We start from the raw sequence: 18,117 nt of genomic DNA on the forward strand, positions 1-18,117 counted from the left end.
TTCCATGCATTTAGAGGCGCTGAAAGACCGTATTTGATACCTGCTTCAACGGCAGGTCGATGCCGGCAAGCGATTCCGAGTGGCCGATAAACAGATAGCCGCCCGGCAGCAGGCATTCGCAGAGGCGGCCGATGACATCTGCCTGGGTCGGTTTGTCGAAGTAGATGAGAACGTTGCGGCAGAAGATGATGTGCATGGGACCGCCCACACCGTAGGACTTGTCCATCAGGTTCATCCGCCCAAAACCGACATGCGACCGCAAACGCGGCACGATGCGCACCTCCCGCCGTTGCTGCTGCTTCGAGCTCATGACATATTTCCGCCGAAGATCGGCCGGAACTGGTTCGACGAGACTGTCGGCGTAGATCCCGATGCGGGCCGCTTCCAGCACGTCGGTGCTCAGATCTGTCGCAAGCACCGAATAGTCGATACCGGGCACGCGTTCGGCAAACTCAGACAGCACCATTGCCATCGTGTAGGGCTCGGCGCCTGTCGAGCAGGCAGAACTCCACGCCCGCAGCCGCCGTTCCCCGCGTTTGACGAGATCGGGCAAGGCCACGGCTTCCATGTATTCGAAGTGCTTCGGCTCACGAAAGAAGTCGGTCTTGTTGGTCGTGACCGCATCGATCAGGTGCACCGTCTCGGTTTCGAGCCCATCGCCGTTGAACAGGAAATCGCAATAGTCGTCGAAGGAAGTGATCCCCGTTGCCCGAAGGCGCCGGCGCAGGCGGCCCTCGAGCATCGTCAGTTTCGTCGTCGGCATCTTGATGCCGCTATACTCATAGATGAACTGGGCAAGCTTTTCGAAATTACGCTTGCTGATGTGATCGCCGAAAGCCTGGCTTTCCTGTTGGGCCACTCTCATCCGCTGCCCGCTCACGCTGCTTGGCCGGTGCGCGGGGAGAGCATCGCAGTATCCTCGTACGACAGCAATTGCGCCAGGTCGACGATGACGACGAAGCCGTTCTCGCGGCGGACGACGCCGGCGATGTAGTCGGAACGCCAGCGAATGCCGATATCCGGAGCCGCTTCGATCTGGTCACGCAGGAATGGCGTCACCTCGAAAACCCGGTCTGCGACGAGGCCAAGCGTCAGGGTTTTCGGACCGATCGGAATGTCGAGAACCAGCACGCGGGTATGTGGTGTCGGGATGGTCTTCGAAAGACCGAGCTTCAGCCTGAGATCGATGGTGGGTACCCCCTGCCCGCGCACATCGCGCAGGCCGAGCAGGTAATCCGGACCGTTGGGGATCTTGAAAGCCTCGGCATAATCGAGAATTTCGCGAACCACTTCGACCGGCACGGCGAAGACTTCCTCGCCGAGGCTGAAGGTGACGAATTGCGATTCGAGCGGTGCTGTGGCCATGATTATGCGCTTTCCTTGAAGTCCATGTCGCCATCGTCCGGGCCGCCCATGGAGAGATCGAGTGCGTAGCCCTTCAGCCGCGCCTGCTGGCCTGCGACCGTATTGCTTGTTTTCGAACCCGGAGCCTTGCGGGCGGACGTGACCGGTGCGCGGGCGGTGGTCCGCACGGCAGGGGCACGGGTAACTTTCTTCGAACCCTGGTCGACCTTGAAGAAGGCGATCGACGTCTGCAGCTCTTCGGCCTGGGCAGCGAGTTCTTCCGACGTTGCCGACATCTGCTCGGAGGCACCGGCATTCTGCTGGGTGACCTTGTCGAGCTGCTGGATGGCTTCGTTGATCTGCGAGGCACCGATATCCTGCTCGCGGCAGGCGGCACTGATCTCAGAGATGAGCTCGGCGGTCTTGCGGATATCCGGCACCAGGCGGCTCAGCATGTCGCCGGCTTCAGCGGCCGCCTTCACCGTATCGCTGGACATCGAGCCGATTTCCGCCGCAGCCGACTGGCTGCGCTCGGCAAGCTTGCGGACTTCTGAGGCGACGACCGCAAAGCCCTTGCCATGTTCGCCGGCACGAGCCGCTTCCACGGCTGCATTCAGGGCCAACAGATCAGTCTGACGAGCGATTTCCTGGACGATACCGATCTTCTCGGCAATGGTCCGCATGGCGCTGACAGCGCGGGTAACGGCTTCACCAGAGGCTTCCGCATCCTTGGCCGACTGGCGGGCGATCTTTTCCGTCTGGGCGGCATTGTCGGCGTTCTGCTTGATGTTCGAGGCCATCTCTTCCATCGCAGCCGAGGCTTCTTCGGCAGAGGCTGCCTGCTCGGTTGCGCCCTGCGATACCTGCTCGGAGCTGGCCGAGAGTTCCTGGCTACCGGAGGAGACGTTATCGGAAGCGGACAGGGCATCGGCAACGACGCCACGAAGGCGGTCGACCATTTGCTCCAGTGCCATGCCGAGCGTATCCTTGTCCGACAGCGGCTTCGGTGCAACCGTCAGGTCGCCGTCCGAGATCTGCGATGCGATCGTCGCTGTGTTGCGAAGGTTCGCCGTCATCCGGCTCATCGAGGTCACCAGATCGCGGATTTCGTCGTTGCTCTTGTGCTGGATCTCCTGATCGAGATCGCCAATGCTGACGGCATCGGCGAGGCTTACCGCGCGCTTGAGGCCGCGAGAGATGTTGAGCAGTATCCAGAGTGCGGAAATGGACGCCACGATGATCAATCCGATGGTCATCGACACCAGGAGATTTCGCGAGTTGGCATACTGGTCGTTGGTCGCCGAATCCGTTTCGGCGACGTTGCCGGTAACAGTAGTGCTCAGCTTCGACAGGACCTGCAGAAGCTGGACCGTGACCTGCTGGCCTTCGCCCATCGAGATGGCACCGGCCTGGCTGTTGGATTCGGTGGTATTTGCCTTTGCAAGGGCGATGACGCGATCCTGCAACGGTATCCATTTGCCATAGAGATCAGCGAACTGGGCGATGCCGTTGCGGACGTCCGGGTCAGGCGATGTGGAAAGACGTTGCAGCAGAGTTTTGACCAGTTCGCGCTGCTGCGTGACCTCGTCGATATAACCATTGATTTTGGACGCATCGGTGTTGATGATGGCGTCCTTTTCCGAGCGTATCGAGCGCAGGACGGCATCCGAAAGCTCTCCGGAATCCCGAAGGTTGGCAACGGGGCCTGCAACCATTTCGGAAATGTCGTTGTTGAGAGAGGACAGGTTGTAGATCGACAACCCTGCCATGGCGCAGGTGAGGAGGACGATGAAACCGAACACTAGGCTCAGTTTTAATTTGATCGTGAAACGCATGAGAAGGCTCCAAGCGGGGGTGTTTTCAGGGACAAGCCTATGACCGGCGGCCACCAAGGCTCGCCGGAAGTTGATGATTAAGTGAAGAGCTTGACATCTACTCCCGCGTCGATCGGCTCGGAGCCTTTCACGCATCCAACGGCCACATCCGTTGGCTCAGGCACTTTCGGGGCCGCATGGACCCCGTATCGTGAAAAACTCAGGCGCTTTCGCGGAAGTCGTCGTCGTCCGCGTCAGGTCCGCCCATGGCCATATCGAGCGCAAAACCCTTGGCACGGGACTGTTGCGAAGCAACGCTCTGTGAGGACTTGCCGTACGATGGTGCGATGGACTTTCGTGCCTGGGCCGGGGCGGAGACGACCTTCGTTGAAGCCCTCACCGGTGTCTTCTTCGAGGCCGAAGCCCGCGAGTTCGACGTCTCGACCTTGAAGAAGGCGATCGACGTCTGCAGCTCTTCGGCCTGGGCAGCGAGTTCTTCCGACGTTGCCGACATCTGCTCGGAGGCACCGGCGTTCTGCTGGGTGACCTTGTCGAGCTGCTGGATGGCTTCGTTGATCTGCGAGGCACCGATATCCTGCTCGCGGCAGGCGGCACTGATCTCAGAGATCAGCTCGGCTGTCTTGCGGATGTCCGGCACGAGGCGGCCAAGCATCTCACCGGCCTCTGCCGCTGCCTTTACCGTATCGCTGGACATCGAGCCGATTTCCGCTGCAGCCGACTGGCTGCGCTCGGCAAGCTTGCGGACTTCGGAGGCGACGACTGCAAAGCCCTTGCCATGTTCACCGGCACGAGCGGCTTCGACGGCTGCGTTCAGGGCCAGGAGGTCGGTCTGGCGAGCGATTTCCTGGACGATGCCGATTTTCTCGGCAATGGTCCGCATGGCGCTAACGGCGCGGGTAACGGCTTCGCCAGAGGCTTCCGCATCCTTGGCAGACTGACGGGCGATCTTTTCCGTCTGGGCAGCATTGTCTGCATTCTGCTTGATGTTGGACGCCATCTCTTCCATCGCCGCAGAGGCTTCCTCGGCAGAGGCTGCCTGCTCTGTTGCGCCCTGCGATACCTGCTCGGAGCTGGCCGAGAGTTCCTGGCTACCGGCAGAAACGTTGTCGGCTGCAGAGATCGCGTCGGCGACGACGCCGCGCAGGCGTTCTACCATCTGCTGGAGCGCGATACCGAGCGTGTCTTTCTCCGACAGCGGCTTCGGCGAAACAGTCAGGTCGCCTTCCGCAATCTGGCCGGCGACATCAGACGTCGTCCGCAGGTTGGCGATCATGCTCTGCATGGCAAAGCCTAGAACGTCCTTGTCGGACAGCGGCTGCGCCATGACTGACAGGTCACCCTCGGCGATCTTGCTTGCCATAGCCGCCGTGCCGCGCAGGTTGACGGCCATCCGGCTCATTGAATCGACGAGATCGCGGATCTCATCGTTGCTCTTGTGCTGGATCTCCTGGTTGAGATCGCCAATGCTGACGGCATCGGCCAAGCCGACCGCGCGCTTCAGACCGCGGGAAATGTTGAGCAGTATCCAGAGCGCCGACGCCAACGCGACGATGATCAATCCGACGGTCATCGCTACCAGCAGGTTGCGCGAGTTGGCATACTGTTCGTTCGTCGCTGTATCCGTCTCGGTCACGTTGCCCGCTACGGTGTCGCTGAGCTTCGCCAGCACTTGCAGAAGCTGCACCGTGATCTGCTGGCCCTCGCCCATGGAGACGGATCCGGCCTGGCTGTTGGATTCAGTGGTATTCTGCTTGGCAAGGCCGGTAACGCGATCCTGCAGCGGCACCCATTTGCCGTAGAGATCTGCAAACTGCGTCATGCCGTTGCGGATATCCGGATCCGGCGAGGCGGCGAGACGTTGCACCAGCGACTTGATCTGCTCGCGCTGCTGCGCGATCTCGTCGATGTAGCCGCCAATCCTGGCTGGATCGGTGTTGATGATGGCATCTTTTTCCGACCGGATGGAGCGCATGACAGCATCCGAAAGTTCACCAGATTCCCGCAGGTTGGCGACGGGGCCGGCCACCATTTCGGAGATATCGCCATTGAGCGAAGACAGATTGTAAATCGATAGGCCGGCCATCGCGCAGGTGAGCAGGACGATGAAACCGAATACAAGGCTCAGCTTTAACTTGATCGTGAAACGCATGAGGAGACTCCAAGCGGGTGGCATTGATCGGGACAAACCTGTGACCAAAAGCCACTCAGGATCGCCAATTTTAGATCGGAGGTTCAGAGCTTGACATCTACTCTCGCGTCGAACGGCTCTCGGCCCTTCGCGCATCCAACGGCCACATCCGTTGGTTAAGACATTTCGGGAGACGGTAGTTTCCCGAAGAAAAACCAGCGCATAGACGCGTTGGGTCAGTTGACCGGCGGCCTCGATAGCCGCCGGTGACATGCAGTCCGATCAAGCGCTTTCGCGAAAATCGTCGTCGTGTGCATCCGGTCCGCCCATCGACAGGTCGAGTGCGAAGCCCTTGGCGCGGGCCTGCTGGGCGGCAACGCTGTTCGGCTTGCTGGCGACAGCGGGCCGGCGGGCATTTGCTGCAGCCGTTGGCGCCTTCACGAACGCACGTACGGCGATCTTCTTGGCGGCCGGCTTGTGAGCGATGCTGTCGACCTTGAAGAAGGCGATGGATGCCTGCAGCTCTTCGGCCTGGGCAGCGAGTTCTTCAGACGTCGCAGACATCTGTTCCGAGGCGCCGGCATTCTGCTGGGTCACCTTGTCGAGCTGCTGGATGGCTTCGTTGATCTGCGAGGCACCGATATCCTGCTCGCGGCAGGCAGCGCTGATTTCCGAGACCAGTTCCGCAGTCTTGCGGATATCCGGCACCAGGCGACCGAGCATTTCACCGGCTTCGGCAGCGGCCTTGACGGTATCGCTCGACATTGCGCCGATCTCGGCAGCCGCCGACTGGCTGCGTTCGGCAAGCTTGCGGACTTCGGAGGCGACGACTGCAAAACCTTTGCCATGTTCACCGGCACGTGCCGCTTCGACAGCTGCGTTCAGGGCCAGCAGATCAGTCTGACGAGCGATTTCCTGGACGATACCGATCTTCTCGGCAATGGTCCGCATGGCACTGACAGCGCGCGTAACGGCTTCACCAGAGGCTTCCGCATCCTTGGCAGACTGACGGGCGATCTTTTCCGTCTGGGCGGCGTTGTCGGCGTTCTGCTTGATGTTGGACGCCATTTCTTCCATCGAAGCCGAGGCTTCCTCGGCGGAAGCGGCCTGTTCGGTGGCGCCCTGCGATACCTGCTCGGAGCTGGCGGACAGTTCCTGGCTACCGGACGAAACGTTGTCGGAAGCGGACAGCGCATCGCCGACCACGCCGCGCAGGCGTTCGATCATGACGTTGACGTTTCCGAGCATCTCGCCGATTTCGTCGCGATTAGTGATTTCGGCGGTCTTTGTCAGGTCGCCTTCGGCAACATCGCGGACCACGGCGTTGGCACGGGCAAGACCTTTGCCGATTGTGCTGGCGATCCAGTAGGCGGTGATGGCAGCAATGAGCAGCGCCGCGCCGGCGACTGCCAACATCATCATGCGGATATGGGCGTACTGAACGTCCGCATCATCGTCCGCAAATTTCATCTTGGCCTTTTCGTCCTCGAGCTTCTCGTTGAGGCTGGCGCCGATGGAGTTGGCGGCCTTGCGGGCTTCGCCGACAGAAACGGCATAAGCGCCTTCCTTGTCGCCGGCATTCAGCAGGTCGCGGATCTGATCGTCGGCTTTGACGAACATCTGCGACATCTTTTCGGTTTCGCCCCAAGCCGCGCGGCTATCCGGCGACAGGATCTTGTTGAGCGTCGCAAAATCGTCCGTCAGGGCCTTGCGAGCAACGTCGCCGGCGGCAATCGCCGCCTTGCTGTCATCGGCCGTGCGCGCTGCCAGCAGGTTCTTCTGCTGACGGATGATCTGCAACTGATCGATGTTGATCTGCTGTGTCAGCTCAAGCCGTGCGGCTGGACCCTCGAGGACGTCGCTGATGGTGTCGTTGAAATTGCTTAGGCTCATGATCGCATAACCGGAGGTGCCGATCAGCATGAGTATGATAAAGGTGAAGGCCCCTACCAGTTTGGCCTTGATCGTAAATCGCATAACATTGTCCCCTATATTTCGTCTCATGGCTGCCTTTGTCAGGCAGCCAGCGCGTGATCCCGTCGCGTCGCGAAAATGGCCTGCAGGTTTGGAAGGATGATGAATTCGCCGCCTCGCTTGACGAGGCAGCTGATGTAGTCCGGCCGCCAGCGCATGCCGACGCTCGGAGGCGCTTCGCTGGAGGCTTTCGCCAGCGTGGTGACTTCATTCACCTTGTCCGTTCGCAACCCGACCAGTGTCGGTTCGTCCTGGATCGTCAGGGAGATGACGACGATACGGCTGTCGATGGTCGCTGCTGCCGCTTCCATGCCGAAGGCAAGGCGCAGATCGGCGAGCGGAATGACTTTGCCGCGAAAGTTGATGACGCTGGCAACGAAGGGCTGGCTTCCCGGCACCGCAGTTTCCGGCAGGAGATCGAGGATTTCCTGAACCATTGCCGCCTCGAGCGCAAATGTCTCGCCGTTCAGATCGAACGTCAGGACCTCGAGTTCGTCGGCGTCGTTCCAGTGATTGTCGTTCTGAAGGAACTGGCTCATCCTGCTGCGCGCAACTGCGCCTCCTGTTGCTGACCGGCGGCGACCAGGTGGACGACGTCGAGAATAAGCGCGACATTGCCGTCGCCGAGAATGGTGGCACCGGAGAATGTCGAGACATCCTGATGCAGCTTGGACATCGACTTGATCACCGTCTGGTGGTCGCCGATGATCTGGTCGACGACGAGCCCCACCCGCTCCGTGCCGGTCGAGATGACCACCACCTTCTGGTGCACATCCGGCTTTGTGCCGGTGCGGAACAGCTCGCGCAACCTGAGGAAAGGTACGAGGCTGTCTCGCAGCGAGATGAAGCTGCGACCGCGCGAGCGCAGATCCTCTTCCAGCGACAGTTCGAGGCATTCCTCGACCGCTGAAAGCGGAATGACATAGCGACCGGTGCCGACCCGCACGAGCAGGCCATCGATGATCGCCAGCGTCAGCGGAATGCGCAAGGACACTTCCGAGCCCTGCCCGTCATGGCTGGTAACGTCGATGGCGCCGCGCAATGCTTCCACGGTTTTCTTGACCACATCCATCCCGACGCCACGGCCGGAGAGATTGGTGATCTGGGCCGCAGTGGAAAATCCCGGTGCGAAAATCAGCTGCAAAAGGTCCCCGTCGGACAATACCTGGCCGGGCTGGATCAGCCCCGAGCTTTCAGCCTTGGCACGGACCCGCTGGCGGTTGATGCCACGGCCGTCATCCTTGATCGAGATGATGACCTCGCCACCCGATTGCCGCGCCGACAGCGTGACTGTACCACCCTCGAATTTGCCGGCAGACAGGCGCTCGGCCGGCGGCTCGAGGCCATGGTCGATCGAATTGCGCACCAGATGCACCAGCGGATCGGCGAGGCGTTCGATGACCGTCTTGTCGACTTCCGTGGTTTCGCCTTCCGTCACCAGCTCGATGACCTTGCCGGTCTCGCGGGCGAGATCGTGCGTCAGGCGGCGGAAGCGGCTGAACAGAGTTGCGACCGGTACCATGCGCAACACCATCATCGTGTCGCGCAACTCGCCGGACAACCGTTCGATTTCTTCTGATACGGAGCGCAGCGCCAGATCGGAGCTGGAATTGGCCAGCTGGCGGAGGCGTGACTGGGCGATCACGAGTTCGCCGACCCGGTCCATCAATTCGTCGAGCCGTTCGGCCGGAACACGGACGCTTTCGGATGCCTTGGCCTGCCGGGCATCGGTCGGCGCCGGCGATGGCGTCTCGGCCTTGGCAGGCACGGTCTCGGCAGCGGCCGGTGCAGGTGTGGCGAAAGGCAGCGACACTACCGCGGCAGGCTGTTCGACAACTGCGACGACCGGAGCCGGCGCTGGCGTCTCGCTCAGCGTCTCGACCTCGAGTTGCATGTCGTCCATGACGAAAATGAACACGTCGTCGATGGCGGAGCGCGGCTGGTCGGAGGTCAAGAGCACCTCCCAGGAGAGGTGCAGTTCCGTTGGCACCAGCACGTCGAGCGGCGGAATTCCGGCAGTATCGGCAACGATCCGGCATTCGCCGAGATCGCGCAATTCATCCAGCAGACCGAGCGGGTTGGTGCCGTTGATCATAGCGTTGTGCGGCAGGCTGAAGCGGATGCGCCAACGGTTCAGCGCGTCTTTTGCAGGAGCCGCGACCGGCTCTGCCGATTTACCATCGACGGCAGCGCGCAGCAGTTCCAGAAGGCGATCGCCCGCCGCCTGGTGATCGCCGTTCGGCGTCTCGACCAGGGCACGCATATGATCCTGCGCCGCCAGCACGGCGGCGACCAGTTCGGCAGTTGCCGGCACTTCGCCCTTGCGGACACGGTCGAATGCGGTTTCGCAATGATGGGTGAACGCGGCCAGCGCGTCGAAGCCGAACATTGACCCGGAGCCTTTCAGCGTATGCAGTCCGCGGAACACCGCGTCGATCTGCGCCTTGTCGTCGAGCCTGTGGGTGAGGTCGAGAAGACCGCTTTCGATCTGTTCGAAAACCTCGGCAGCTTCAATGCGGAAGACGGCAACCGGATCGAGCGTGTTCATCGGCCGAGCACCTTGCGGGTTATCTTGATCAGGTTTTCAGGATCGAAAGGCTTCGTCAGCCAACCGGTGGCACCGGCAGCCTTTGCGCGGGCCTTCAGGTCGGCATCCGATTCCGTCGTCAGGAAGATGATCGGCACGCCCATGTGCTCAGGCAGCTTGCGCAACTCCTCGATCATCGTCAGGCCGTCCATGACAGGCATATTGAGATCGGTAATGATGAGATCGAATGCCCCGCCCTTGGCCTTCGCCAGTCCGTCCGAACCATCCACCGCCTCGGTTACGGTATAGCCGGCATTGGAAAGAGAGATCTTGGTGGTCATTCGAATGCTGGCGGAATCGTCAACCGTTAAAATGTTCGCAGTCATACTCGTACCTCTTGATGTAACCAGAATTGCGCGTCTTCCGCCGACTGGGCGTCGGTGAAACCACCGCGCTTCAATACCTTCAGCACCGACCCTGTTGCAGGGGACGCCAGCCGCATCGTCTTGCCGGCAGCGCGGGCATCCATGCGAGCGGATTCAACCAGCTGGACAAAGCTGAGATCAGCCTCGGCATCCTCGGGGATCTCAAGCGTAATTTCCGGGCTTTCCGTGAGGCGCACATGAATAATTCCATGCACCTCCGACATATTCTTAATAACCAAAGAATTCGGAAGCTTCACAACGTCCTTATACTTACGATCCGCTGTCAAAATTGCCTCCTGAGTGGACAGATGCATAACCTTTGATAGAGGAATCTCATGACAGCCTTAACAGGCAGTAAACCTGAGTTGCACCGGAGCACAATTACAGCGAGTCCCAATGGTGCGATTTATTACCTGAAATAAATTGGGATTTAGTTTAAGGATTTCGGTAAAAATGAACATTTTCAGTTATTTAGGATATCTTGCAATAAATCTTAGTATAACTGATGAGTGATTGTTAACGATGCTTCGAGATCGATGCCAATACAACGTCTGCGAGTCGCTGCAGTTTACCGGAACTTTCCATCCTTGAGTCTAGTATTGAGCCATAGAAGACGAGATTCAAGTAAAGGAAGAACAATGACAAGTGGAACAGCTCTGGCGCATCGCCCTATACAGATGCCGGTCGCCGACGTCCGCGACACATTGGAGTCGGCTCGCAACCAGGTCGAGAAGCGCTTCCTGGACGGCGGCGGCGTGCTGGTTTCGGTGATGGAGGTCATCAACGAGCTGCTTGCATCTCTGGATCGTCTGACGAAATCACTGGACAGCGATGGCTCGAGCGACACGGCGACGGATCTGCTGCAGACCGTGACGACGCTGGTCGACCTGCCTGACCTCGAGGCCAGGCGCCAGGAGAATTTTTCGGTTTTGTCGGCGGCGGGCGCCGTGCTGAGCACCCACGTCACGGATATGCAGGAAACCATGCGCTACCTGCGGACCTTTGCCATTACCGTCAAGATTACCGGCGCCGGCATCGCCGAATTCGGCGGCTTCGCGCAGGAGATACTCGAGCGGATCCAGTCCGGCACCAACGAGGTCAACAGTTTCGCCGACCAGTTGACGGCGCTGGAGCGTGACCTGAAGGTGGCGATGAATGTCGGGGCAACAACGACCAAAGACTATGGTCACACCATTCCAAAAGTCGTCGATGCTCTCGAAAAGGACGTAAAAACCATCGCCAGCCACCGCAAGGATCTTGCCGCGATTGCCGGCCAGGTCGGCGCGATCGCCCGCGGGGTTCAGGGCAAGGTCGCCTCCACGCTGTCTGCGCTGCAGATCGGCGATATCACCCGCCAGCGTATCGAACACGTGCAGAGCGCCTTTACCTTCCTTGAGGAGTTCCTCGAAACCGAGGAAGGTCGCGCACTCGACAACGATGCGCGCTACCGCCTCGAAAACCTCATTTACCACCTGACGGCGGCGCAAATGCGCGACATGGTCGAAGACTTCCAGCGCGAATCCCGCAATGTCGTCCAGACGATCACCAGCTTCAGCCACGATACCCAGGAAATCCTGAAACTGCGCGATGACATGAAGGGCAGCGGCGAGGAAACCGGCGGCAATTTCATGCGCACGCTGGAAGACAGCGTCTCCACCGCCCTAGGCATCGTCAAGCAGGTGGAAACGGCGCGCACGCAGACAAACCGGATCAGCCAGTCCACCCTCGACACGACATCCAACCTTTTGAAAAGCATCGCCAATATCCGCGCGGTTAAGACCGATATCCACTATATGGCGCTGAACACAAACCTGCGCTGCAGCCGCATGGGCGAAGAAGGCCGTTCGATCAACGTCATCACCGCCGAACTGCGCATCTTTGCCGCCAAGCTCGACGATTCAGCAGACTCGCTCGTTACCGGTCTTTGCGATCTCGAGACTGCCGGCAATGGCGTCGCCTCTACCCATGAGGCCAACGCCCGCCGCCTCGACGAACGGCTTGGCGGCGCCGTCGGCAATATCCGCGCCGGCGCAGACGTCATGGAGAAGGAACTGGCGATCCTGTCCGAGCACGGGCGCGAAGTGGCCACCAAGATCAGCCTGTCGCTCAGCAAGCTCGATTTCCAGAACGATCTCGGCGAGATCCTCGCCACTTGCGCCGATACGTTGAGCGATATGGCGGGCCCGCAGCAGCCTGACGTCAGCGACCTTGCCGACAGCCTGGGGCCGCTCGCAGCCCGGATCCTGAAGGTCTACACCATGGCGCAGGAACGCAATGTCCACCACGACATCGTCCCGGCCCAGAGCGGCGCCATCCTGCATGTCGTAGAAACAGCGGCCGCCGCGAACGACGAGGACTTGTTCGAAGACGCGCTTTTCTAGAGCAAGGCCCGGCTATAAACGACGACGACGTGGGTATCAAACGCGCGTCTCACACTGCGAAACGCTTTGAGCGCACTCAGCGCGCGCTGCGGAATTTGTTGGCCGCGTTGATCGCGGCCTTCTGCTGGTCGTCCTCGATGCCGAGATAGAAATCCTCGAGTTCGGGATCCTTCAGTCCGGCACGGCGCGAAATGACGTACCATTTGGCAGCCTCGACAGCATCCTGAGGCGTTCCGAGCCCATTGACATAAAGGTGCGCAAGCTTGTTCTGCGCCACCACATTGCCGCGATAGGCTGCGACCTTCATCCACTTGAAGCCTTCTTCGAGCTCTGTCTTGCCGCCGACACCGTTGACCAGCCAGACGCCCATGTCCAGCTGCGCCGTGTCGAAGCCGGCATTCGCCGCCCGCGCAAGCCACATGCGCGCCTGTGCTTTCTTCTCCGGCGGCACGCTTTCGAGCGAAATATAGAGTTGCGAAACAGCGTATTGTGCATCCGCGACGCCCTGGGCGGCAGACTTTTCGTAATAGGGCAATGCCAGCTCGAGCCCCTTTATGCCGGCGTTGTCCGCAGTCAGGCTTTGTCCCCAGTTGAACTGCGCCGTCGGCTCGCCGGCATCGGCTGCTTTTTTCATCCATTGATCGGCAGACTTGCGGTCGCGCGGGACATCGCGGCCTTCCATCTGCGCCAGGGCAAATTTGAACATCGCGGTAGGATTTCCGCCTTCCGCTGCCTTGCCGTACCAGAAGGCGGCGTTCTTGCTGTCGCGCCGGACGCCCAGTCCCTGCGACAGCAATTCGGCGATCAGCGTCTGTGCCGCCGGGTCGCCGAGTTGGGCGCGCGGCAGGGCTTTCTGGAATGCCGTGAGATAGTAGCCGCGCTGGAAGGCACCATAGGCCTCGTCGACCACGCCGGTATAAGGCTTTTCCGGCGGAAGCGACGGCAGGCCTACGCCCATGCGATCGAGGACGCCTATGCCACCCGAAGGCTTGGCTGCCTTGGGATCGGCAGGCACAGGTGGTGCCTCGCCGCCTTTCTTGAAAGGCTGCGGCTTCGGCTCGTTCGAGGGTAAAATGTGCTCGGTCGGAAAAGCTCCGACATTAGGGGAATTCGAGACCCCGTCCGCAGCAGACTGCGCTCTTGCCATGGGGGGAAGAACAGCAAACCCGGTGAGGAGCGCCAGAAACAGCAAGGGTGGATGATAGCGGTGCGAGATCGACATGAACTGCTATCAATCTTCAAACCGTGGCGCTTTTTCGTCCAGCAAGGCATTCACGGCAGAAACAACAGACGATGCCTGTGCGGCGTCGGCAAACACAGCGGATCTCAACGCCACGAACTCCACACCGGCGAGCGCCACATCGAGCGCGGAGTTCGGGTCGGTGCCGCCCATGACGATGCAGGGGATCTCGATCATCGATGCCCACCATTCGCCGAGATCGACGTTTTTTGGATGGGCCTCGGGCTTGAAGTCGCCGTCGAACTTGCCGAAAAAGATATAGTCGGGTCTCAGTTCGCCGATTTCGAGCGCGGTATGGCGATCCTTCGCCGTTCCGCCCCCGACCATGAAGCTTGCCGTTTGCTTTTCCATCGCCTCGGTGAACTCGGCGATATCGGCAGCGATATGCAGCCCATCCGCCTTGGCGCGCGCCGCGACGCGGCTGTCGCCGGCAATGAGGGCTGCAGCACCGGCAGCCTGAACGATGGGTACCAGCTTTTCGGCCGATTTCTGGAAATCGAATTCGTTCACACCGTATTGCGGGATGATCACAGAGGCAACGTCGCCCCCCTCCAGTGCCTTTGCCACGAGTGCATGCTGTTCTGCGATGTCGGTCATCTCGGGCACGATGAGAACCAGACGGCAGCGGCTTGGGGGCAAGGTCATGCAGGCTTCCTATTCGGCGCATCCGGCCGGAACACGAAGTCCGGCATTCCGGTCTGTGAGTAAATCCGTTGGGACCTGCTGACAAGGGGAGCGTCGCGGAAAACCGCAACGGCATTACTGGCCGGGAACGCGAACAGAGCCGCGATCAACGCCTTTCCGGCCGCTCTATATGTAGTGCTGATCGCAAAGCGCGGAGGCCATCATCGACCCCCATCCAAACGATTGCGCCAACTCCTGTTAAAGGAAGCTGGCGCAAAAATTTCTCTAATTCAGTGCAAAGGCCGCATTTCAGTCGCAAGTGAGCAGGATGCCCGGCCTTGCCGGAAAGCGGCTACGGCATCAGTGTACCGATGTGGCAATACGCTGGATCTGGTCTTTGATTTTCAGCTTCATTCGCTTGATGTCCGCGATTTCACGGTCATCCACCGAGGGCGAGTTCATTGCAAAGTGCAATTTTTCCTCGAGGGCGACATGCTTTTTCTGGAGCGATTCAAGATGAGCCTGAACTGTCATTTGACCTTCCTTCTGCTTGCCTTTCCCCAGCCATCCATCGCTGGAGTTCTAGGCTTTAACGACAATAGTGTGACATACTAATTCTTCAATGTCGAAGGCCAAAAAGTGACTTGAACGGGGCAAATTCATGATCACGGATAACTTCCCGTTACCGTTATTTGGTGATAGGAGCTTGCGAAATTAAACCGCTGGATCCAAAGGGTTCCGCGTGACGACGACTGGGGACGAACACCATGCCCGATCAGGATCAAGCCGACGTGAGACTCATCATGGCGCGCCTGCGCCAGGAACATGAGGATTTCGACGTCGCTATCAATGCGATGATCGAAACCGGCTGCGATCAGCTTCGGGTCCAGCGCATGAAAAAGAAGAAGCTGGTCATCAAGGACAAGCTGACCAAGCTCGAAGACCAGATCATTCCAGACATCACCGCTTGAGGGGACGCGTCGCCATGACCGAAAGACCGCCTGTCGCCATTATCATGGGCAGTCAGTCCGACTGGGAAACCATGAAGAATGCAGCCGACACCTTGGAAGCCCTTGATATCACGTATGACGCCCGCATTATCTCGGCGCACCGTACGCCCGATCGGCTGGTGCGCTTTGCCAAGGGCGCGCGCGACGAGGGCTTCAAGATCATCATCGCCGGCGCTGGCGGGGCAGCTCACCTCCCCGGCATGGCCGCATCGATGACATTGCTGCCGGTGTTTGGCGTGCCCGTGCAATCGAAAGCCATGTCCGGCCAGGACAGCCTTCTCTCCATCGTCCAGATGCCGGCCGGCATTCCCGTCGGCACGCTGGCCATCGGCAGGGCCGGCGCCATCAATGCTGCGCTGCTCGCCGCCGCAGTGCTCGCGCTCAACGACGAGGATATCGCCAACCGGCTGGATGCATGGCGGGCGGCCCAGAGTGCTGCAGTCGCTGAATACCCGATGGATGACCTATGACGGCACAGACGATCGGCATCATCGGCGGCGGCCAGCTTGGCCGCATGCTCGCCATGGCCGCAGCCCGACTGAACTTCCGCACCATCATCCTCGAGCCGCAGGCCGATTGTCCGGCAGCCCAGGTCGCCAGCCGCCAGATCGTCGCTGCCTATGACGACCCCGCAGCACTGGCGGAACTCGCAGCGGCATCGGATGTGGTGACCTACGAATTTGAAAACGTGCCCGTGTCTGCCGTAGAGTCTTTGTCGCTGAGCGTGCCCGTGTATCCGCCGCCAAAGGCACTGGCCATGGCCCAGGACCGCCTGACGGAAAAGCAGTTTCTCAATGGGTGCGGCGTTGCAACGGCGCGCTTTCATGCCGTCGACAGCCAGGCTGACCTCGAGGCGGCACTTGCCGATTTTGGCGGACAGGGCGTGCTGAAGACGCGCCGGCTGGGCTACGACGGCAAGGGGCAGCGCGTCTATCGATCCCTCGCCGACAGTCCGGAAGGCGGCTATGCCGCGCTCGGAAACGTCCCCCTGATTCTCGAAAGCTTCGTGACGTTCGAGCGCGAGATCTCTGTCATCGCGGCCCGCAACCCGGAAGGCACGACCGAAAGCTATGATCCGGCCGAAAATGTTCACCGCGACGGCATCCTGCACACCTCGACGCTGCCGGCTCGGCTGTCGCCAGAAACCGCAGCTGCTGCTGCTGCTGCTGCCGAAACGATTCTCACGGCGCTCGATTATGTCGGCGTCGTCGGCATCGAGTTCTTCGTGTTGCCCGATGGGCAATTGATTGCCAATGAAATGGCGCCACGCGTGCACAACTCCGGTCACTGGACGGAAGCTGCCTGCGTCGTCTCGCAGTTCGAGCAGCATATCCGCGCTGTCGCCGGCCTGCCGCTCGGCAATCCCGTCCGACACGCCGATTGCGTCATGCAGAACCTGATCGGCGACGACATCCTCGCGGTTCCGGACTGGCTGGCGCGCGACAACACGCTCGTGCATCTCTACGGCAAGACCGAAGCCCGGCCCGGCCGCAAGATGGGGCATGTCACGACACTTCTTTAGTCTGTGCATGACCTGCAGCATCGGGAAAAAGCCCGGATAGTCGGTTGACAGGGCGAAAGCGACACGGTATTTGCTCCCCACCCTAAAAGAGCGCGCCAAGAGCGCGCTTTTGATTGTTTAAAGATACGGGCGAATGTGACATTCCCCCTAAAACCCGCGGATCGAAAAAATGAAGATCAAGAATTCGCTCAAGTCGCTTAAGGGCCGTCACCGCGACAACCGTCTCGTCCGTCGCAAGGGCCGCGTTTACATCATCAACAAGCTGAACCCACGCTTTAAGGCTCGTCAGGGCTGATTTGCGGATGCCGTTTGGTTGTCGGTCGTCCCGCGCTGCGTGTGCGGGCACATCGACGGCAAGGTTTCTGACGGCATGACGTTCAATCGAATTTGTTTTGATCTTCTGCGGTGGCGGGCTAATATGCCCGCCATGTTTGTTCGTGCCCTGTTGCGCTCCACCCTGCTCCTGCCGGTCTTGCTTGCTGCCTCTGTCCCGCAAATGGCAGCCGCCGATGACGCGCGGATCGTCGAGCAGCAAAACGAAAGCGTATCCCCGAAACAACGCCTCGACGATCTCTTCACTGCACTTAAGCGCCAGCACGATCCGGATCAGGCCGCGGGCATTGCCAACCAGATCAAGGTGGAGTGGTCGCAATCGGGCAGTGCAACCGTCGATTTGCTGATGCAGTGGGCGGCCAAGGCCATCGCCGAAAAGCGCAACGCCGCCGCTTTCGATTTTCTTGATCAGGTCATCGCCCTGAAGCCACGCTATGTCGAAGGCTGGAACCAGCGCGCGACGCTGAACTATGCGCTTGGCGACTACAACAAATCCATGGCCGATATCGAGCAGGTCCTGCGGCTGGAGCCACGCCATTTCGGCGCGCTTGCCGGCATGGCAGCGATCCTCACCGAAAATGGCAAGGACCAGCAGACGCTGGAAATCTGGCAGCGGTTCCTTGCTATCTATCCCGCAAACCGCGCGGCCCAGCAGCAGGCCGACCAACTCAGCGAAAAACTTGCGGGCAGCCGTACCTGACTGTGCAACCGGATGCCGCGCTCAACCGTATAGAATCACGAGGCCCGGCGACCGCGTTCCGGGCATTTTTGCGA

The 18,117-nt window shown here is 60.1% G+C and carries 17 protein-coding genes and 2 pseudogenes; 6 read left to right on the top strand and 13 right to left on the bottom strand.

Annotation, left to right across the window (positions count from 1 at the left end; translation table 11 throughout):
• Positions 1-10: 10 nt before the first annotated feature.
• The 10 genes and pseudogenes from PR017_RS11815 to PR017_RS11855 form a co-directional block, all read right to left on the bottom strand.
• Entirely contained in the window at positions 11-865 is an 855-nt protein-coding gene (locus tag PR017_RS11815; RefSeq protein ID WP_111222377.1) for a CheR family methyltransferase, read from the bottom strand.
• 11 nt (positions 866-876) lie between these two features.
• Positions 877-1,365, bottom strand: coding sequence for a chemotaxis protein CheW (locus tag PR017_RS11820; protein WP_111222376.1), 489 nt, complete (start codon positions 1,363-1,365; stop codon positions 877-879).
• Positions 1,366-1,367: 2 nt separating this feature from the next.
• Positions 1,368-3,179 carry a methyl-accepting chemotaxis protein gene (locus PR017_RS11825; protein WP_111222375.1) on the bottom strand — a complete coding sequence of 604 codons (1,812 nt, stop codon included), beginning with the start codon at positions 3,177-3,179 and terminating at the stop codon, positions 1,368-1,370.
• A gap of 199 nt (positions 3,180-3,378) precedes the next feature.
• Positions 3,379-4,725, bottom strand: a pseudogene (locus PR017_RS11830) (methyl-accepting chemotaxis protein); the annotation flags it as partial.
• Between the two features lie 132 nt (positions 4,726-4,857).
• Positions 4,858-5,580, bottom strand: a pseudogene (locus PR017_RS28650) (MCP four helix bundle domain-containing protein); the annotation flags it as partial.
• A gap of 9 nt (positions 5,581-5,589) precedes the next feature.
• Complete coding sequence (locus tag PR017_RS11835) at positions 5,590-7,284, bottom strand: methyl-accepting chemotaxis protein (RefSeq protein WP_111222373.1); 1,695 nt, start codon at positions 7,282-7,284, stop codon at positions 5,590-5,592.
• Between the two features lie 38 nt (positions 7,285-7,322).
• Entirely contained in the window at positions 7,323-7,820 is a 498-nt protein-coding gene (locus PR017_RS11840) for a chemotaxis protein CheW (protein ID WP_111222372.1), read from the bottom strand.
• Positions 7,817-9,829, bottom strand: a complete 2,013-nt coding sequence (locus PR017_RS11845) for a chemotaxis protein CheA (RefSeq protein WP_111222371.1) — start codon at positions 9,827-9,829, stop codon at positions 7,817-7,819. The genes PR017_RS11840 and PR017_RS11845 overlap by 4 nt, the downstream gene beginning before the upstream one ends.
• A complete protein-coding gene (locus tag PR017_RS11850; RefSeq protein WP_111222370.1) occupies positions 9,826-10,194 on the bottom strand; it encodes a response regulator in 369 nt (122 codons plus the stop codon). The genes PR017_RS11845 and PR017_RS11850 overlap by 4 nt, the downstream gene beginning before the upstream one ends.
• A complete protein-coding gene (locus PR017_RS11855) occupies positions 10,191-10,520 on the bottom strand; it encodes a hypothetical protein (RefSeq protein ID WP_240539146.1) in 330 nt (109 codons plus the stop codon). Before PR017_RS11855 ends, PR017_RS11850 begins: the two co-directional genes overlap by 4 nt.
• Positions 10,521-10,871: 351 nt before the next feature.
• Here PR017_RS11855 and PR017_RS11860 point away from each other — a divergent pair, with 351 nt between their 5' ends.
• Positions 10,872-12,614 carry a chemotaxis protein gene (locus PR017_RS11860; RefSeq protein ID WP_111222369.1) on the top strand — a complete coding sequence of 581 codons (1,743 nt, stop codon included), beginning with the start codon at positions 10,872-10,874 and terminating at the stop codon, positions 12,612-12,614.
• Between the two features lie 76 nt (positions 12,615-12,690).
• Here the strand turns inward: PR017_RS11860 and PR017_RS11865 are convergent, their stop codons facing one another.
• The 3 genes from PR017_RS11865 to PR017_RS11875 all read right to left on the bottom strand — a co-directional run bounded on the left by PR017_RS11865 (position 12,691) and on the right by PR017_RS11875 (position 15,012).
• On the bottom strand, positions 12,691-13,836 hold the full coding sequence (locus PR017_RS11865; protein WP_111222368.1) for an SEL1-like repeat protein: 1,146 nt from the start codon (positions 13,834-13,836) through the stop codon (positions 12,691-12,693).
• Positions 13,837-13,845: 9 nt separating this feature from the next.
• Positions 13,846-14,499 (bottom strand): thiamine phosphate synthase, encoded by a 654-nt coding sequence (locus PR017_RS11870; RefSeq protein WP_111222367.1) that lies wholly within the window; start codon positions 14,497-14,499, stop codon positions 13,846-13,848.
• Positions 14,500-14,838: 339 nt separating this feature from the next.
• Positions 14,839-15,012, bottom strand: a complete 174-nt coding sequence (locus tag PR017_RS11875; RefSeq protein WP_111222366.1) for a YdcH family protein — start codon at positions 15,010-15,012, stop codon at positions 14,839-14,841.
• A 233-nt stretch (positions 15,013-15,245) separates the two neighbouring features.
• Here PR017_RS11875 and PR017_RS11880 point away from each other — a divergent pair, with 233 nt between their 5' ends.
• The 5 genes from PR017_RS11880 (at position 15,246) to PR017_RS11900 (ending at position 18,043) form a co-directional block, all read left to right on the top strand.
• Entirely contained in the window at positions 15,246-15,449 is a 204-nt protein-coding gene (locus PR017_RS11880; protein ID WP_111222365.1) for a YdcH family protein, read from the top strand.
• A gap of 14 nt (positions 15,450-15,463) precedes the next feature.
• Positions 15,464-15,958: a 5-(carboxyamino)imidazole ribonucleotide mutase gene (gene purE, locus PR017_RS11885; RefSeq protein WP_111222364.1), complete on the top strand. Its 495-nt coding sequence runs from the start codon at positions 15,464-15,466 to the stop codon at positions 15,956-15,958.
• Positions 15,955-17,010: a 5-(carboxyamino)imidazole ribonucleotide synthase gene (locus tag PR017_RS11890; RefSeq protein ID WP_111222363.1), complete on the top strand. Its 1,056-nt coding sequence runs from the start codon at positions 15,955-15,957 to the stop codon at positions 17,008-17,010. Before purE ends, PR017_RS11890 begins: the two co-directional genes overlap by 4 nt.
• Before the next feature lie 169 nt (positions 17,011-17,179).
• A complete protein-coding gene (ykgO, locus tag PR017_RS11895) occupies positions 17,180-17,305 on the top strand; it encodes a type B 50S ribosomal protein L36 (RefSeq protein WP_111222362.1) in 126 nt (41 codons plus the stop codon).
• Positions 17,306-17,428: 123 nt separating this feature from the next.
• Positions 17,429-18,043: a tetratricopeptide repeat protein gene (locus PR017_RS11900; RefSeq protein WP_111222361.1), complete on the top strand. Its 615-nt coding sequence runs from the start codon at positions 17,429-17,431 to the stop codon at positions 18,041-18,043.
• Positions 18,044-18,117 lie beyond the last annotated feature (74 nt).

The sequence above is a fragment of the Rhizobium tumorigenes genome, assembly GCF_003240565.2.
In the GTDB taxonomy this organism is placed as follows: domain Bacteria; phylum Pseudomonadota; class Alphaproteobacteria; order Rhizobiales; family Rhizobiaceae; genus Rhizobium; species Rhizobium tumorigenes.

Bases quoted from the DNA above. Each gene is read 5' to 3' on its own strand.
- PR017_RS11900 (WP_111222361.1), top strand. From the start codon at position 17,429: ATGCCCGCCATGTTTGTTCGTGCCCTGTTGCGCTCCACCCTGCTCCTG.
- PR017_RS11840 (WP_111222372.1), bottom strand. From the start codon at position 7,820: ATGAGCCAGTTCCTTCAGAACGACAATCACTGGAACGACGCCGACGAA.
- PR017_RS11815 (WP_111222377.1), bottom strand. From the start codon at position 865: ATGAGAGTGGCCCAACAGGAAAGCCAGGCTTTCGGCGATCACATCAGC.
- PR017_RS11880 (WP_111222365.1), top strand. From the start codon at position 15,246: ATGCCCGATCAGGATCAAGCCGACGTGAGACTCATCATGGCGCGCCTG.
- PR017_RS11865 (WP_111222368.1), bottom strand. From the start codon at position 13,836: ATGTCGATCTCGCACCGCTATCATCCACCCTTGCTGTTTCTGGCGCTC.
- PR017_RS11870 (WP_111222367.1), bottom strand. From the start codon at position 14,499: ATGACCTTGCCCCCAAGCCGCTGCCGTCTGGTTCTCATCGTGCCCGAG.
- PR017_RS11820 (WP_111222376.1), bottom strand. From the start codon at position 1,365: ATGGCCACAGCACCGCTCGAATCGCAATTCGTCACCTTCAGCCTCGGC.
- PR017_RS11835 (WP_111222373.1), bottom strand. From the start codon at position 7,284: ATGCGATTTACGATCAAGGCCAAACTGGTAGGGGCCTTCACCTTTATC.
- PR017_RS11825 (WP_111222375.1), bottom strand. From the start codon at position 3,179: ATGCGTTTCACGATCAAATTAAAACTGAGCCTAGTGTTCGGTTTCATC.
- PR017_RS11875 (WP_111222366.1), bottom strand. From the start codon at position 15,012: ATGACAGTTCAGGCTCATCTTGAATCGCTCCAGAAAAAGCATGTCGCC.
- PR017_RS11890 (WP_111222363.1), top strand. From the start codon at position 15,955: ATGACGGCACAGACGATCGGCATCATCGGCGGCGGCCAGCTTGGCCGC.
- PR017_RS11845 (WP_111222371.1), bottom strand. From the start codon at position 9,829: ATGAACACGCTCGATCCGGTTGCCGTCTTCCGCATTGAAGCTGCCGAG.
- PR017_RS11850 (WP_111222370.1), bottom strand. From the start codon at position 10,194: ATGACTGCGAACATTTTAACGGTTGACGATTCCGCCAGCATTCGAATG.
- PR017_RS11860 (WP_111222369.1), top strand. From the start codon at position 10,872: ATGACAAGTGGAACAGCTCTGGCGCATCGCCCTATACAGATGCCGGTC.
- ykgO (WP_111222362.1), top strand. From the start codon at position 17,180: ATGAAGATCAAGAATTCGCTCAAGTCGCTTAAGGGCCGTCACCGCGAC.
- purE (WP_111222364.1), top strand. From the start codon at position 15,464: ATGACCGAAAGACCGCCTGTCGCCATTATCATGGGCAGTCAGTCCGAC.